This is a genomic window from Nostoc sp., assembly GCF_036917455.1.
Taxonomy (GTDB): Bacteria; Cyanobacteriota; Cyanobacteriia; order Cyanobacteriales; family Nostocaceae; genus Nostoc.
The window spans coordinates 1-15,484 of sequence record NZ_JBALDK010000211.1; the positions used below are offsets into that span (position 1 = coordinate 1).

Consider the following 15,484-nt stretch of genomic DNA (forward strand, 5'->3'; position numbering starts at 1 on the left):
GACAGAATTGATACTATGGGTGAAAGGCTTACAAAGCTTGAGGCTAGGAAGTCTTAACAGCAGTTATTGCATTAATTAGCTGAGACTTGCTCATGCTGCCATAGCCCTTAATCTTGAGGTCTGTGGCTATTTTTTTTGAGTTCTTGCTGCTTGCATAGAATGATGTATCTTACTTATTCAAAGGATTAGGGAAATACTTGTTTTGCTGTGCATAAGCGTCTACTATTTCGCTGCATTTAACACTGTATTCCACCACGTTACGGTGTTCTTGTATGAAGGCTTTTGCTATTTTCGCCTGTTGTTGCTTGTTAGATTGCAATTCTGTGCGTAGTACTTGCACTTCCGTTTCAAGTGCTTTAAGTCTGTCTTTGATGGCAGATTCTCGTGATATCAGAGCGTCTATCTCAACAGTGCTAACGGGTGGTAGCACGTGATGTTGGGCTTTTGGAGTAGCAGCTTTAGCAATGCGTTCGCACTCTAAGAAGTACTTGCGAATTACCTTACCTTGCTCCGTCTGAGAGAACATGCCAAGTGATTTAAATCCTTCAATGCTCAACATTACATCTTGCTTAGGTCTCCCCCCAGTACTTTTCCGGCAAGTCCTGGAAAAGTCCAAACCTTCCTCTAGTACACGTTCTATCATTTCAAGACAACTATCTTTCCTAGAATATCCTAGCCATTTCCAAGCTTCATCAAGGTCTACCGGGAATTGTTCTTGGGACTGATACAGAGATAGTGCAAGTGATTGGTCAAAAGTTAAATCTGTCATTTGTTTCTATTATTAGGTTCGTGTGTATTGAAGTGATGTTAGAACCTGTTGTTGAAGTATCTGCTTTGTTGATACTCTACTAAAATTCCAAACCTTCCCACTTAGTACAAACAGTCAAAAGATGCTCATCAATATCAAAGCAATAGTCACCTGTGTAGAAGTCAACTAGGACACTGTTCCTCTTAGCAATCGTTATAGCCATAGTGTATTGCCAGTTACTAGCGTCACAATCAATACGATAATTCAGTTCTGTGATTATTCCCACAAATGAATCACCTAGGACAGCATCTACGTCATCAGTCGCATCCCATTTAACTTGTTGCCCTAATTTATGTAGTGGAGCAGGAATTGATACGATGGATGGATAGACTGTAAGTTGATTAGTGGTCATAATAATGTAGCTCCTAGCGTAGTTGTGTTACGTGAGTGAGAAAAACGCCGTCTAACGATGCGTGAACTTATCCCTTCACAAATCCCATTGCGTCGCCTACTCGTTGGTAGGTATAGCCGAAATTGGACATAAGTACTGTTATTTCATCCATATCACGTCGAGATATCGAGAATCCTAAACGGTGTTCAAGCCGCTCGATTAAATCTTTCTGCGATATTTCTACATCAATTCGTTTTGACTCTGGGGATACATACTTATTGCAGCGATGACTTGCTGCGATCGCTGGTAATTCATCTTTTACATAGCTTGTGAGAACTATCTGCAAAACACTATTTGCTTTATTTTTGGCAGTGCTGTGTACGGTTAATGGAGTAGTTTCGGTAAACAACATCTTTAAATCTGATCTAAGCAAAGATATCTGTTTTTTCCGTTCTATCTCAGAACACACAGCATCTACGTCAACCTCATAACCATAACTAGCAGTCAGTTCCGCAATTGCTAAAAACTCTTCAACAGTTACAGGTCTTTTGAGTAGTGACTCACAGCGACCAACAAACTGTTGAACGGTTAAGCGTTTTTGAAGATAGTTGATTACTTCGTTAGTCAAAAATGAAGCAGATTGTTCAGACACTTTTGCAGATACTGATTGACGTTCCATTTGATTTACCTGATGATTTGTGTGTTGTTTACTTGTTATCGATAGCAATAGTTCAACGTCCCTCGTTCTTCCCTACCGCCACAAACAACGTCGCTACTGGTGTCCTTCACCCTTTGAGCGGTGTTGTTTGCTTTTGATGTTCCAAGACTATCCCATGAATATCCCGGGTGTCAAGAGATAGGCAAAAGAAAAACCCAACTGATGCCAGAAGGGTTTATTTGAGCATATTCTTAGTGTTTTCTATTAATTGCCTGAGAGAATGATTTTCGTCTCTCAGGCGTTGCATTCCCCCGATAGCGTACGCTCTACCACTTCTAGTCTTTGGCGTAACTCGGTTAGTTCGCTTGAACGCACGCCTCGCCCAAGATATTGCTCAATCAGTTCTGTTACTACAACCGTCATAGTCTTACCCTCAGCTTCTACTTTCTGCAAGAAGGCTTCCTTTATGGCGTTGTCAACTCTAATGTTTATACGTGGTTCGGTCACTTCTTTGCCCATATTTTTTACCTCAGTATATACCTATGATTATAGTTCACTATCCCAAACAACTACCATATGGGATATTTCTATATTGTTACTGGGATATTACCTTGAAGCAACAGGGAGTGATACCCTTCTAAAAAACTGTCACTTTTTATGTCAAAAAATCTGTCACTTTTTTTGTCACTTAAAGTGACACTTCTGTAGAAGGGTATACCCTTACTTCTTTAAAGGATTAGAAAAGTACTTATTGCCGTCACCATAAGCACCCAATATTTCACTACATTTAAGTGCGTGGGACACTACGTCAGGGTGAGCAAGCGCAAAAGCCTTCGCTATCGCTACTTTCTCTGTTCTAATGCTCTGCAACTCAGCTTTTGTAGTATTGATAAGTGACTCATACTGCTTTATAACAGCCTGTAGTTCTAACTCCCTATCAGTGAGTGCAATAAGCTTTGAAGTATCGACAAGCGTTAGTGAAGTAGGTTGCTTGGCAGTAGTCGTGGGAGTGCTATAAGTGCCTGTTTTACGAATAGCTGGGATAACTTCTGATGTGATGTAAACCCTAAACCTAACTGCACTTTCTTTACGGCTAGCAAATATTAAACCATACAAGCCAGATTCGTTAACTGCCAATAATTTTTGCTTCCCTCCAAGGGTATCTACTTCTATATACCCTTTCTCTGAGTCAATAAGACGCTCCATCGATTGACTTGTATTTGTTAGTCCTATCGCTTTGCAGACATCACTCGCTATCCACCAAGGATTGTCAGCAGTGCCCACAAAACGTATGTCGTGTGATTCAAAGTTAAAAACAGATAAGTTAGACATTGTGTTTCATCCTATGTACGTGTATTGCCAGCAGTTTACCGACATACTGAGGTCGTGTAATGATAAGCAAAATCCGCGCAATCGCCAAAACTGCAATAATCTATCCTTATCATTCATTCACCCATAAGAAAACACCCTACTTTTTACGGTAAGGTGTAAGTTTTAAGTTTCAATGAGAAAAGTAAACAGTATCTTAATGACGCGCTTAGATCGAACGATAGTACAATCAACTTGTTTGCTTTGAGCATTGGTTGAGCATTTATGTTGAGTATGGTTTTATACCAGTTATAAATGCTTAAACACTTAAAACAGCAAAAATGAGCATTAAGTGAGCATTTTTCACTGTAATAATGCTGAAAGTATTGGCATTGCGTCGTTTTCATCACACTATAAAGAGTGATATTAAGCGATAGATAGCGCTTGTAAAGGACTAACGGGCATGATTAAATCTTGGATGGTGATTGGCGGCGTGGCTTTCTTGGTTGCTTTAGCCGCTAACGTGATTACACCTAGCGATCGCCAATGGTTCAAGCGCTTACAACGACCGAGATGGCTAACTTTTGAGGGTGCAATTCCCATTATCTGGACTGTAATATTTATTTGCGGTGCTTGGTCGGCTTATATTGTCTGGGAAAAAGATCCAGGAAGCAACTCAACTTGGTTAATCATGGGTTTATACTTGCTGTTAGAAATTGTGACCATTGCCTATACACCTGTAATGTTTCGGCTTCGCAGTCTGAAAGTGGGTACAATTCTCGGTGGCACAGGTTTTATCATTAGTGCTTTATTGATACTTGCAGTTTTAGGTTTTTCTGGTTGGGCAGCATTGCTATTAGTTCCTTATTTGCTCTGGAGTCCCATCGGTACTTATACCACTTGGCAGATGGCTAGTCTCAATCCTCAAGATGTCTAAGATTCGTACCAAGGAATGATTCAACTTATGCCCTAAATTGTCAAACTTGCAGTGTATGACTTGACAAAATACACAAAATTTGGATGTCAATATGATTCCATCTTGGATAATAATTGGGGCTGTGACTTTCTTCATTGCCCTTAGTAGTTTCTTGATTACGCCGCGTGATGTTAAATGGTTTGCACGTTTAAGTCGCCCTCACTGGCTAGTTTTTGAGCCGCTGATTCCCCTGATATGGACTGTGATTTTTGTTTGCGGTGCGGCTTCAGCTTATATAGTCTGGCAAAAAAATCCCGGAAGCCTAATTACTTGGTTAATAATGGCTTTGTACGTCTTGGTGGAAATTATCACTGTCGCCTATATACCTATAATGCTGAGGTTTCGCAGTCTCAAAGCTGGAGAAATTCTTGGGCTAATCAGTTTGATTTCAGGCGTTGTCCTCGCAATCTGCATTTTACCGATTTCTCCAATGGCGGCGCTGTTACTCCTTCCCTATTTAGTTTGGACTCCTATTGGTACTTACACCACTGAAGAGTTAAAAGAGTTAAATCCTCAAGATGCCTAGTTTTAGATTTTGGATTGAATAATCTAAAATTCTTCTGCCTCTTTAACGCATCTATGCAATACGCCCATACCTTGCTGTGACAGGATTGGCTGGATTGGATTGATTATTCAGCCAAGCCCACATTTGATCGCCAACAGAAAAATGCCACCACTCTCTAGGATTGCGTTGAAAGCCGACTTTTAACATTACATCTCGCAACAACTGACGGTGAGCATGATACTGTTGTGCTTCTGGGCGATCGCTATTGGCATAATAATCGGGATGCGATCGCTCTGACATTTCATCAATGGGTGAACCCATATTTACTATTTGCCCAGTATCATCTACTAGCGTCACATCCACTGCCGCACCTGTACTATGGGGAGGCGGAGTTTTTTCATCCAAACTTGGTGTAGCCCAAATTGCATAAACCGCTTCCCAAACCTCTTGGCGTTGGCTTGGGGATAATTCCACGTCAGTTAATCCCCTATCTTGCACTGCTTGAGTGAAGCTGTAATCTACCATAAACTGCTGGACTGCGATCGGGCGATAAGCATCAAAAATTTGGATATGCCAGTTAGGATGCAGCAAATCAAGATAATTTTGCGCTTGGCTCAAATTTTCAATAACGCTTTGACGGAGATAATAAGGAGAGTGTTTGCCATAAGGCGCACCTAGTTTTTCATAAGGATGAGGAGATTCCACTGCAAATAATTCTAGAGGAATCTTAATTAGGGGTTCACCAGACTCAAAGATCGGGATTTGATGATAAGGTCTCATCTAGTCAGCCACACAGAACTTACGGATTTTAACGCAAGCATAGCATTCTGCGTAACAAATCTCTTCTTCCTCTGTGTCCTTTGCGCCTCAGCGGTTTATTTTTCCAAATAATGCTCAATCAAAACGAAACACCCTTATTAGATGCTTTAAAAGCTTGTGCTGACCGCTCTCACGCTCCCTTTTACACGCCAGGGCATAAGCGAGGTACGGGTATTGCTCAACCTTTGGCTGATTTACTTGGTACAAAAATCTTTCGCGCTGATTTAACAGAACTAGCAGATTTAGATAATTTGTTTGCACCCCAAGGAGTTATTCAAGCAGCGCAACAACTGGCGGCTGAGGTATTTGGCGCTTCGCAAACATGGTTCCTTGTCAACGGTTCTACCTGTGGGATTGAAGCGGCAATTCTCGCTACTTGTGGCATGGGCGATAAAATCATTCTGCCTCGTAATGTCCATTCTTCTGCGATCGCTGGTTTAATTCTCTCTGGTGCAATCCCAATTTTTCTCAATCCCGAATACGATCCAGTTTTAGATATTGCCCACAGCATCACGCCCAATGCTGTAGAATCTGCACTCCAACAACATCCCGACGCTAAAGCAGTGTTGACAGTTTACCCAACATATTACGGTGTTTGTGGAGATTTGAGGGCGATCGCCAATATCACCCATCAATACAATATCCCTTTACTTGTAGATGAGGCGCACGGCGCACACTTTGCCTTTCATCCCGAATTACCCACTCCAGCTTTAGCCGCAGGTGCTGATTTAACTGTACAATCAATCCACAAAGTACTTGGTGCGATGACACAAGCATCGATGCTGCATATCCAAGGTGACAGGATAGATTGCGATCGCATCAGTAAAGCTTTGCAACTCGTACAATCTACCAGTCCTAGTTATTTACTTTTAGCTTCCTTAGATGCAGCGCGTCAGCAAATGGCACTCCACGGAAAAATGCTGATGTCTCGCACATTGCAACTTGCCAATGAAGCGAGAACAAAAATCAGTCAAATTCCCAGATTATCTATCTTACAAATTCTTAGCCCCCCTTATCAAGGGGGGTTGGGGGGATCTTCCGGCTTTGTGACTTTAGACGAAACGCGATTAACAGTAACTGTTTCTGGTTTAGGCTTAACCGGATTTGAAGCAGAGGAAATTCTAGATGAAAAATTTGCTGTCACTGCTGAATTCGCATCGCTGCAACACCTCACCTTTATCATTAGTTTGGGCAACACTACAGCCGATATTGAGCAATTAATACAAAGTTTTACCACTCTTGCCAAAGAATATCGCCGAAACAACTTGACTCTTACCAATCCTAATGGGCAAAATCTTTTAACTACACAGGCTCATGCTTTACATTTTTCTCCCCGTGAAGCCTTTTTTGCCGTCAGTGAAACATTGCCTTTAGCACAAACAAGCGATCGCATCTGTGCTGAAATCGTCTGTCCTTATCCCCCAGGAATTCCTGTGTTAATGCCAGGAGAAGTCATCACCAACCCCGTACTTAATTACCTACAACAAATCCAAAGAATGGGGGGATTTATCAGTGGTTGCAATGACACTAACTTCCAAACTTTGAAAGTTGTAAAATAACCTTCTAACTCCTAAATTATTGTTGATAAAAATTTAATCCATACGTCAACAGTAAATATGCGGAGAAAAACAAACTTAAGCAGAAATACACAGTAATTATACAGCTATGAAACTTCTATGAAAATAGCTAGCAGATTAATGTCATCTTTAATTTATACCCATAGGATCGTATTGATGACTAATAAATCAAAAGATGAAATCAAAAACCTATTATGTTTGGGGAGTAGCAACTCCGATTGTAGTCACTCTAGCGCTAGGTTTCTCAATAAGAGCGAATGCAGTTGAGTTAGGCGCTGCGTCTGATTACAATGTGTTTGTTTTGGGAGATATCACTCAAAAATATACAGATATTGAAGGAAAACTTGCTGCTGGCGGTAACGTTAATTTCGTTGGCGGACTTGGAAGCAGACTTTCTGGCAATAGCGGCAACGTAGTAGTAGCTGGACAAAACTTAACTCTGAGCAACGGTCAAGTTTACCACGGTAACGCTGTATATGGAGGCAGCGCCAATGTGTCTAGCAATGTGGGATTTCCCCAAGGAACTCTTACCAAAGCTAACCCCATCAACTTCAATGAAGCGGGGAAAGAATTGCGAGGACTATCTCAATATTTGGCAACCTTAACTCCTACTGGTAAAACAACAGTTCAATCTTGGGGTGGTATTAACCTTAGTGGCAGTGGTACTGCTTTCAATGTTTTTAATCTTGCTGGCTCAGATGTATCCAAGACAAACTATTTTGAAATTAAGGGCGATACAAATTCGACTATTGTTGTCAATATCAGTGGTAAGGATGTGTCCCTAAAAAACTTTGGGTTTAATATCCTTGGCACAGATAAACAAAAGGTGATTTACAACTTCTATGAAGCGACAAACATAAATGCTAGTGGAATTAGCATACTAGGCAGTATTCTTGCTCCTTTAGCTAATTTCAATTTTGATAATGGTCAAGTTAACGGCAACGTGGTAGTAGCTTCTTTGAAAGGAAATGGTGAATCTCACAACTATCTGTTTAATGGCGATTTGCCAGATGTCCCAACTAAGTACTACACTAAGCCTCCTACCCATACTCAGGTTCCAGAACCGGCAAATCTTCCAGCTTTAGGATTAATTGCTGTAGTATTTGGTTTATTTCGCAACAGACGCGATCGAGAAATTTGCCTAAAATAATCAGAAATTTTTGGTAGCATAGCGCATGACGCGAACTTGTTTAGATATTTTCGCTCATGCGCTATTTCCTTGCTCCCTACCTTCTACAATAAAGATAGACTTTATTGAGATTTGTATAGTTGGGGAAAAGCTGTCATGGCTCCCGCCGTTTTAATTCAGAATCTGCAAAAACGTTACGGTACAGTGGTTGCCGTTCAGGATGTTTCTTTTCAAGTAGAGTCAGGTGAAATCTTTGGTTTACTTGGCCCCAACGGTGCTGGGAAAACTACAACCTTGCGTGCCTTATGTACGCTGACCACACCGGATGCAGGCATTATCGAAGTATCTGGCATCTCTGTGTTGGATAATCCCAGAGTGGCAAGACAACGACTAGGCTATGTTGCTCAGGAAGTAGCTATAGATAAGGTACTAACTGGAAAAGAACTGCTGCAATTGCAAGCAGCACTTTATCACCTTCCACGCGCAGTAGCCAAACAGCGCATTGAGACAGTATTAGATTTACTCGGTTTGCAAGAATACGCCAATAAAAAGACAGGAACCTATTCTGGAGGTTTACGCAAGCGCCTAGACTTGGCTGCTGGATTGCTCCATGCACCAGATGTTCTGGTATTGGATGAGCCAACTGTGGGGCTTGATATAGAGACGCGCTTTGTGGTTTGGGAATTCCTACGGAAATTACGTGCCTCTGGGACAACGGTAGTAATTACCAGCCATTATTTAGAAGAGATTGACGCTTTAGCCGATCGCGTGGCAATTATAGATCGCGGCGTGGTAATTGCCTCTGGCACACCTTCACAACTAAAAGATCAAGTAGGAGGCGATCGCATCACCTTGCGAATCCGGGAGTTTTCCCCCATTGAGGAAGCAGAAATTGCCAAAAACCTCTTGCAAACTTTACCCTTTGTGCAAGAAGCCATCATCAACAGCGCTCAAGGTAATTCCCTCAACTTAGTGGTGACACCTCAAAACGATGTTCTTATTAACATACAGCAAGCGCTAAATACTGCTGGCTTGCCCATATTTGGCATTGCCCAATCTCGCCCCAGCCTTGATGACGTTTACCTCGCCGCTACAGGACGCACCCTAATGGATGCAGAACTCGCAGCCGTTGCCACCCGCGATCCTAAAGCTGAGAAAAAGCAGCTTATGAGATAGGGACTGGGGATTGGGGACTGGGGACTGGGGACTAGAGAATAATCCATACCCAATTCTCAATCCCCAATCCCCAATTCCAAATTCCAAATTCCAAATTCCAAATTCCAAAATTATGAGCGTTACTCCTAAAACTGATATCAATTGGCAGCCGATAACATTGCCACAAGCAGATGTTAATCCTGCACCTAACTTTTTCGCTGAATTGGTACAAGAGACGTTGGCTTTAACTCGTCGCTTGTTTATTCAGTTGCAACGCCGTCCCTCAACTTTGGTTGCCGGAATTATTCAGCCAGTCATGTGGTTGATACTGTTTGGTGCTTTGTTCCAAAATGCTCCCAAGGGTATATTTGGCAACACAACAACCAATTACGGGCAATTTTTAGCTGCCGGCATTATTGTATTTACAGCCTTTGCCGGGGCGCTGAATGCTGGTTTACCTGTAATGTTTGACCGTGAATTTGGCTTTTTAAATCGTTTGCTGGTAGCACCGTTAGCATCGCGGTTTTCCATAGTCTTCGCTTCAGCAATCTTCATCATCAGCCAAAGTTTGCTGCAAGCGGCTGTGATTGTAGCGGCGGCGGCACTCTTGGGCGCTGGACTACCTGATGCAGCTGGTTTAAGTGCGATCGCTCTCATTGTCTTGCTCTTAGCTTTGGGTGTAACAGCCATCTCTCTCGGTTTAGCTTTCGCCCTACCGGGACACATTGAATTGATTGCAGTGATTTTTGTCACCAACCTACCATTATTATTTGCTAGTACTGCTTTGGCTCCTTTATCCTTCATGCCTCAGTGGTTACAGGTTGTGGCTACCCTGAATCCTCTCAGCTATGCGATCGAACCCATTCGTTATCTGTATCTCCACAATAGTTGGGGATTAGGTAGCATCGTAATGCAAGCTCCTTGGGGTGATGTTACCTTTGGGGGAGCATTGCTGGTGTTGTTTGGCTTTGCCCTTGTCGCCTTATTGAGCATTCAACCCCAACTGCGTCGGACTCTTGCTTAAGATAAAATAGAGAAATTTTAGGGTCAAAATCCCATGAAAAAACCATTTTTACAAATTGCTAGACTCTTTGTAGCTACTGTGGCAGGAATCAGCTTTGCTTCCTTGCTCATGGCTCAACCCAGTTCGGCTCAAATCAGTAGCCCAACGGATGCTTTTCCCAGCAATAGTACAACAGACCAAAATACCGATCCCTTCGCCCGCTCAAACTCAGACAATTTCAATATGTTTGACCTGATTCATCGGGCGAATTTCGGGACTCTCAACTGGGATTCTAACCAAAAAAACGAACAATTAGACTCAGCCGCAGCAGCCTTTAAAGCAAGTCAACAAAAACGAATTCAACAAGGAGGTCAACCACAACAAGCAATCCCCGCTTCGCCATCGGTTACACAGCCATCGTTTACGCTGCCATTACCGTCAGGTAACTGAAATCAAACAAAGAACCCCAAGCCTCTAATACTTTGTCAGCTAGTTTTGTGGGTTTATAGTAAGCACTTTAATGCTTAGAAAATAAGGACTAAAGCCCTTACTACAAACTTGTTTACCCATCAATTTAAACTTGACAGACTATTAAGGCTTGGGGTTGAAACTATTTAAAAAGTCTTTCGTTATCAGGGTAAAAAACTACAGTCCAAGTGCAGCTAAAATATCGCCAGCATGGGTAGTAGTATTTACAGCAGTGTCAACATGGGTAATTTTGCCGTTGGGGTCAATTACATAGGTGACGCGTTTGGCATAACCGCCGCCATCCACATCGAAAGCTGTGATGAGGGATTTGTCGGAATCAGCCAGTAGGGGAAAATTCAAATTATATTTTTGGGTGAATGCTTGATGAGAAACCTCATCATCAGCACTGACTCCCAACACTACAACATCTTTACCTTGATATTTAGATTGGGCATCCCGAAAACTACAGGCTTGTTTGGTGCAGCCTGGCGTGTCATCTTTGGGGTAAAAATACAAAACAACGGTCTTACCAGCAAAGTCAGATAACGAGACTGTGTTGCCGTTTGTATCTTTGGCGGTAAATGCAGGTGCATCCGTACCAACTGCTAGAGGCATAATTAACTTTTCCTGTTTCAGATTGTTGATGCACTTGAAATTTTACATTAATTTATAATGATTAAATATAATTACTAAAAAATAGCATAACTATACTTTAGGTAACTAATTTTGGTTAAATGAGGTATTTGATACAAGAAAAAATATATTCTTGAATTAATCTTTCTTAGAAGAAAAATTTATACCCCTACACAATGGCTGCTGCTGATTCCCAAAACCCAAATATTTTTGTCTATCCTCAAAGCACAGTAGAAAGAGCCGAGCGATCGCTAGTGTGTTCGCCCTTCAATCTATCTTTATTTGAAGTTATGGGACACCAGAGTGTTTCATTAACTGCGATCGCCTTAGACAATGGACTCAAGCAAGGCTATACTAAGCGCCCTTTATCAGAATTAGCCTGTGATAACGCCTTGGGTTGGCTGATTCAAGTGGGTGTATTGCGGCGAGAAGTCGATGGTCAGGGGATTACAGATAGTTTTCGCCTCACTCCCTTGGGTCGTCAGTTAGTGGAACAATACCAGGGAAAAAACTGGCGGACACCTTCATGGCGCGATCGTTTATTCGATGCTGTGATTCGTTGGTTGCGGATACCCTTTTAGAAGAAAAAACCAAAGAGTTAGGATTACGCAATCAAAGGGAATAATATATACGGAAACATCACATCTGTTCATGAAGTCTTTACAATGTGGTGAGCCATTGGGCATTGGGAATTAGGCATGGGGCATGGGGCAGCAAAGGAGAAAGAAGTAATTCATTCTCCTTTTACCTCTTATGTTGTATGTTTTGGGTAAAATTCGCTTACTTTCTCAGAGAAAGAGGTAATTCATTCTCCCCTTCTCTCTTACCCCAATGCCCCATGCCCAATTCCCAATTCTCAATTCCCAAGTATCTTGAAAAATTAACTAATAAATAGCAACTATGAAATCAATTATGGTGGTGGGGACAACATCTCATGCAGGGAAATCACTTTTAACTACAGCTATTTGTCGCATTCTGTCGCGGCGTGGATGGCGGGTGGCTCCCTTTAAAGGTCAGAATATGGCTTTAAATGCTTATGTCACTTCCAATGGTGGAGAAATTGGTTATGCTCAAGCAGTGCAAGCTTGGGCTGCGGGAGTCGTGCCTTGGGTAGAAATGAACCCAATCTTACTCAAACCTCAAGGGGATATGACTTCCCAAGTAATTATCAAAGGCAGGTCTGTAGGTAAGGTGAGTGCCTCAGATTACTACGAGCAATATTTTGACCTGGGGTGGAAGACAATTGAAGAATCGCTACAGCATTTAGGAACAGAATTTGACATGGTGGTTTGTGAAGGTGCCGGTAGCCCAGCAGAGATTAACCTCAAGCACCGGGATTTAACTAATATGCGGGTGGCAAAATATTTGAATGCGCCAACGATGTTAGTAGTTGACATTGATCGCGGTGGTGCTTTTGCCCATGTGGTAGGAACCTTAGAGTTATTGGAACCAGATGAACGCGCCCTAATTAAAGGTGTAGTCATTAACAAATTTAGAGGACAGCGATCGCTCCTAGATCCAGGAATAAAATGGCTGGAAGAACGGACGGGTATTCCTGTTGTTGGTGTGATACCCTACTTGCAAGAAGTGTTTCCCGCAGAAGACTCCCTTGATTTACTAGAACGTGAATCGCATAAAGCCCAAGCTGACCTCAATATTGCCGTCATCCGCTTACCCAGAATTGCCAATTTCACCGACTTTGATCCATTAGAATCAGAAAGCACAGTTTCAGTAAAATACCTTAGTCCCAAGCAAGATTTAGGACATCCTGATGCCGTAATTATTCCAGGTACAAAGACCACAATTGCTGATTTACTACTGCTGCAAAAAAGCGGTATGGCAGAAGCTATTCAAAACTATGCGGCTTCTGGGGGTACTGTTTTAGGTATCTGCGGTGGCTATCAAATGCTCGGTCAAATCATTGCCGATCCAGAAGGGATAGAAGGGCAAGCTGGCAGATTTCAGGGGTTAAACCTTTTACCAATTAGAACTGTAATTACCGGACAAAAAATTGCCCGCCAGCGCCAAGTTAGCTCGAATTATCCGCAACAAGGCTTGCCAGTAAATGGCTTTGAAATTCACCAAGGGCGATCGCGCATCGAACAGCAAGGAATAGATCCTCAATCTTACCATGCCCTATTTGACGATATTAATTTAGGATTAGTAGATAGTTGTCAATCAGTGTGGGGAAGTTACCTCCACGGGCTTTTTGACAATGGCCCTTGGCGACGTGCTTGGTTAAATCGCCTCCGTCAACAGCGTGGTTTAAAATCTTTGCCCACCGGTGTTGCTAACTATCGGGAACAGCGAGAGCAGATTTTGGATTCTTTAGCCACTGAAGTCGAGAACCATTTAGACTTAACTCCATTTTTGTCTTAAGCTAGGCTCTAATCGGAAATTTCAATACGAATTATTAATGGTTGTTCGCGTCCGCTTTTTACCAGATGATATTACAGTAGATGCCGAAGTGGGAGAAGCCCTTTTGGATGTAGCAGACCGGGCTGGGGTATTTATTCCCACCGGTTGTCTCATGGGATCTTGTCACGCTTGCACCGTCGAATTAGAGGATGGAGAAATCATCCGCGCTTGTATCACAGCAGTACCGCTACGCGAAGAATTGACGATTAATTTGTTTAGCGATCCTACTTGGTAATGTAGCCACTCTTATTGAAAAAGATTGGTATGCTATGCGGATCTTAGTTAATTGCTTGTAACGCTTGTAATAGACCTTGAGCAGTAGAAAGTTTTACATTGTAAGTATTAACTGGAATTGCATTAACCATTGAAGCAAAAATAACTTTATGTCCCTGATCGTTAGGATGTATGCCATCTGGAGATATCAACACATCACCACCAGCATTAATCATATCTTGGTAGACATCCGCCCACCTAGTACTAAACTCTTTTGCCACACTTTTTGCGGCATCTCTGTAAATACGATGTTTATTAGGTGTACCGCTATTAAATTCTGGATAAAGGTGATACGCAATTGGCTTTATATAAGGAGGAGAGCCGATTGTAATATTTAAGCGATTGATTCCTGATGCAAGTAGTCCTTGTACGACTTCTCTTAAATCAGTCTTGTATTCCTCGACAGAAAAAGCTTGACCGCTATATCATAAGTCATTTAATCCATATAAAATGTAGACTTTTTCAGGGTAATGTCTAACAACATCATTGAGATAGCGATCACGTCCGTTATTAGTAAGCCTTGGATAAGTGTTTTGGAGAACGGTTCCACTGATTCCCTGATTGTCTTCGCATAAGTTTTTGTTTTTAGCGAGTAGCGTACTCCACTTTAAAGACAAACTAGATACACCCATACCTTCAGTTATCGAATCACCAAAAAATACTGCCTTGCTACAATTATTTTGTTTTAGACATGCAAAGCTAATCAAAAGTACTGCGAAAGTAATTGCAAGATTTTGTGCAAGATTTTGAAGCATAATTATCACTTCTCCAGGTTAGATAGACTTTGCGCTTACAAAAAAAGCAGTATAAACCCAAAATGGGTAATATTTCATCAAAGTCAACAGCTTAACCGGACTCTCACATAATGGCGCACTACTGAAAAATCATACAATTTCTCAAATCGTATCGCAGTCCGAGCCATCTAAACGATCGCGTGGTTTCCTACTGCCTGTTTTTATCTATATCAATTACCTTTAACATTCAGCGCATATTCTTTAAACCTTTCCAAATCAGCTTGAATTGTCGATTCAACTATCCGTCCCAAAAATAAGTTATCCATAATTTTGCCAAGAATGCCAGGGATAGCGTAGGAAATCGTCATTTTGACAATGCTACTATTCTGGCGATCGTAAAAGCGAATTGCTCCCTGATTCGGCAAACCATCAATCGATTCCCATTGAATAATTTGGTTAGGAATAACTTTGAGAATTCGAGATTTCCAATTGAATTCTAAACTGCCGGTTTTTAATTTCCAAAGAGATATATCTGGATTCTCTGGCGGAATTTTCACCGAATCAATCCACTTCATCCACCGGGGCATTTGCTCCAAATCAGACCAGAGACTCCATACTAAATCTATGGGAGCCTCTACTTCTACCTGCACAGTATGCTCTAACCAATCTGACATTCTCTTTTTCCTTTG

At 41.8% G+C, this 15,484-nt stretch carries 21 protein-coding genes; 10 read left to right on the top strand and 11 right to left on the bottom strand.

The window, feature by feature from the left end:
• Positions 1 to 43: 43 nt before the first annotated feature.
• The 6 genes from V7K42_RS28990 to V7K42_RS22630 form a co-directional block, all read right to left on the bottom strand.
• Positions 44 to 130: a Rho termination factor N-terminal domain-containing protein gene (locus V7K42_RS28990; RefSeq protein ID WP_442938618.1), complete on the bottom strand. Its 87-nt coding sequence runs from the start codon at positions 128 to 130 to the stop codon at positions 44 to 46.
• A gap of 39 nt (positions 131 to 169) precedes the next feature.
• A complete protein-coding gene (locus tag V7K42_RS22610) occupies positions 170 to 769 on the bottom strand; it encodes a hypothetical protein (RefSeq protein WP_334919538.1) in 600 nt (199 codons plus the stop codon).
• A 79-nt stretch (positions 770 to 848) separates the two neighbouring features.
• Complete coding sequence (locus tag V7K42_RS22615) at positions 849 to 1,160, bottom strand: hypothetical protein (RefSeq protein ID WP_334919539.1); 312 nt, start codon at positions 1,158 to 1,160, stop codon at positions 849 to 851.
• A gap of 67 nt (positions 1,161 to 1,227) precedes the next feature.
• The gene (locus tag V7K42_RS22620; protein WP_334919540.1) at positions 1,228 to 1,818 is read right to left on the bottom strand and encodes a hypothetical protein; all 591 of its coding nucleotides are present in this window, start codon (positions 1,816 to 1,818) and stop codon (positions 1,228 to 1,230) included.
• 273 nt (positions 1,819 to 2,091) lie between these two features.
• Positions 2,092 to 2,316: a hypothetical protein gene (locus V7K42_RS22625; protein WP_334919541.1), complete on the bottom strand. Its 225-nt coding sequence runs from the start codon at positions 2,314 to 2,316 to the stop codon at positions 2,092 to 2,094.
• Positions 2,317 to 2,517: 201 nt separating this feature from the next.
• Positions 2,518 to 3,129 carry a BRO-N domain-containing protein gene (locus tag V7K42_RS22630; RefSeq protein ID WP_334919542.1) on the bottom strand — a complete coding sequence of 204 codons (612 nt, stop codon included), beginning with the start codon at positions 3,127 to 3,129 and terminating at the stop codon, positions 2,518 to 2,520.
• A gap of 439 nt (positions 3,130 to 3,568) precedes the next feature.
• Here V7K42_RS22630 and V7K42_RS22635 point away from each other — a divergent pair, with 439 nt between their 5' ends.
• Both V7K42_RS22635 and V7K42_RS22640 read left to right on the top strand, forming a co-directional pair.
• A complete protein-coding gene (locus V7K42_RS22635; protein ID WP_094342219.1) occupies positions 3,569 to 4,042 on the top strand; it encodes a TspO/MBR family protein in 474 nt (157 codons plus the stop codon).
• A gap of 91 nt (positions 4,043 to 4,133) precedes the next feature.
• Positions 4,134 to 4,607, top strand: a complete 474-nt coding sequence (locus V7K42_RS22640; protein WP_334919543.1) for a TspO/MBR family protein — start codon at positions 4,134 to 4,136, stop codon at positions 4,605 to 4,607.
• Positions 4,608 to 4,658: 51 nt separating this feature from the next.
• Here V7K42_RS22640 and V7K42_RS22645 read toward each other — a convergent pair whose 3' ends face one another.
• The gene (locus tag V7K42_RS22645) at positions 4,659 to 5,366 is read right to left on the bottom strand and encodes a M15 family metallopeptidase (protein WP_334919544.1); all 708 of its coding nucleotides are present in this window, start codon (positions 5,364 to 5,366) and stop codon (positions 4,659 to 4,661) included.
• Between the two features lie 110 nt (positions 5,367 to 5,476).
• Here V7K42_RS22645 and V7K42_RS22650 point away from each other — a divergent pair, with 110 nt between their 5' ends.
• The 5 genes from V7K42_RS22650 (at position 5,477) to V7K42_RS22670 (ending at position 10,719) form a co-directional block, all read left to right on the top strand.
• Positions 5,477 to 6,964: an aminotransferase class I/II-fold pyridoxal phosphate-dependent enzyme gene (locus V7K42_RS22650; protein WP_334919545.1), complete on the top strand. Its 1,488-nt coding sequence runs from the start codon at positions 5,477 to 5,479 to the stop codon at positions 6,962 to 6,964.
• 193 nt (positions 6,965 to 7,157) lie between these two features.
• On the top strand, positions 7,158 to 8,132 hold the full coding sequence (locus tag V7K42_RS22655) for a choice-of-anchor A family protein (protein ID WP_334919546.1): 975 nt from the start codon (positions 7,158 to 7,160) through the stop codon (positions 8,130 to 8,132).
• Between the two features lie 135 nt (positions 8,133 to 8,267).
• Positions 8,268 to 9,287 carry an ABC transporter ATP-binding protein gene (locus V7K42_RS22660; protein WP_334919547.1) on the top strand — a complete coding sequence of 340 codons (1,020 nt, stop codon included), beginning with the start codon at positions 8,268 to 8,270 and terminating at the stop codon, positions 9,285 to 9,287.
• A 112-nt stretch (positions 9,288 to 9,399) separates the two neighbouring features.
• Positions 9,400 to 10,290 (top strand): ABC transporter permease, encoded by an 891-nt coding sequence (locus V7K42_RS22665; protein WP_334919548.1) that lies wholly within the window; start codon positions 9,400 to 9,402, stop codon positions 10,288 to 10,290.
• Positions 10,291 to 10,323: 33 nt separating this feature from the next.
• A complete protein-coding gene (locus V7K42_RS22670; RefSeq protein WP_334919549.1) occupies positions 10,324 to 10,719 on the top strand; it encodes a hypothetical protein in 396 nt (131 codons plus the stop codon).
• A 195-nt stretch (positions 10,720 to 10,914) separates the two neighbouring features.
• Here the strand turns inward: V7K42_RS22670 and V7K42_RS22675 are convergent, their stop codons facing one another.
• Positions 10,915 to 11,352, bottom strand: a complete 438-nt coding sequence (locus V7K42_RS22675) for a peroxiredoxin (RefSeq protein ID WP_094330226.1) — start codon at positions 11,350 to 11,352, stop codon at positions 10,915 to 10,917.
• Positions 11,353 to 11,546: 194 nt separating this feature from the next.
• Between V7K42_RS22675 and V7K42_RS22680 the strand changes: the two genes are divergently transcribed.
• The 3 genes from V7K42_RS22680 to V7K42_RS22690 all read left to right on the top strand — a co-directional run bounded on the left by V7K42_RS22680 (position 11,547) and on the right by V7K42_RS22690 (position 14,023).
• Entirely contained in the window at positions 11,547 to 11,951 is a 405-nt protein-coding gene (locus V7K42_RS22680) for an Npun_F0494 family protein (protein ID WP_334919550.1), read from the top strand.
• 319 nt (positions 11,952 to 12,270) lie between these two features.
• Complete coding sequence (cobQ, locus tag V7K42_RS22685) at positions 12,271 to 13,749, top strand: cobyric acid synthase CobQ (protein ID WP_334919551.1); 1,479 nt, start codon at positions 12,271 to 12,273, stop codon at positions 13,747 to 13,749.
• 37 nt (positions 13,750 to 13,786) lie between these two features.
• Entirely contained in the window at positions 13,787 to 14,023 is a 237-nt protein-coding gene (locus V7K42_RS22690; protein WP_334919552.1) for a 2Fe-2S iron-sulfur cluster-binding protein, read from the top strand.
• A 43-nt stretch (positions 14,024 to 14,066) separates the two neighbouring features.
• Here V7K42_RS22690 and V7K42_RS22695 read toward each other — a convergent pair whose 3' ends face one another.
• The 3 genes from V7K42_RS22695 to V7K42_RS22705 form a co-directional block, all read right to left on the bottom strand.
• Positions 14,067 to 14,282 (bottom strand): hypothetical protein, encoded by a 216-nt coding sequence (locus V7K42_RS22695; protein ID WP_334919553.1) that lies wholly within the window; start codon positions 14,280 to 14,282, stop codon positions 14,067 to 14,069.
• A 204-nt stretch (positions 14,283 to 14,486) separates the two neighbouring features.
• Positions 14,487 to 14,816 (bottom strand): SGNH/GDSL hydrolase family protein, encoded by a 330-nt coding sequence (locus V7K42_RS22700; RefSeq protein ID WP_334919554.1) that lies wholly within the window; start codon positions 14,814 to 14,816, stop codon positions 14,487 to 14,489.
• Between the two features lie 209 nt (positions 14,817 to 15,025).
• A complete protein-coding gene (locus V7K42_RS22705; protein WP_334919555.1) occupies positions 15,026 to 15,469 on the bottom strand; it encodes an SRPBCC family protein in 444 nt (147 codons plus the stop codon).
• Positions 15,470 to 15,484: the final 15 nt, after the last annotated feature.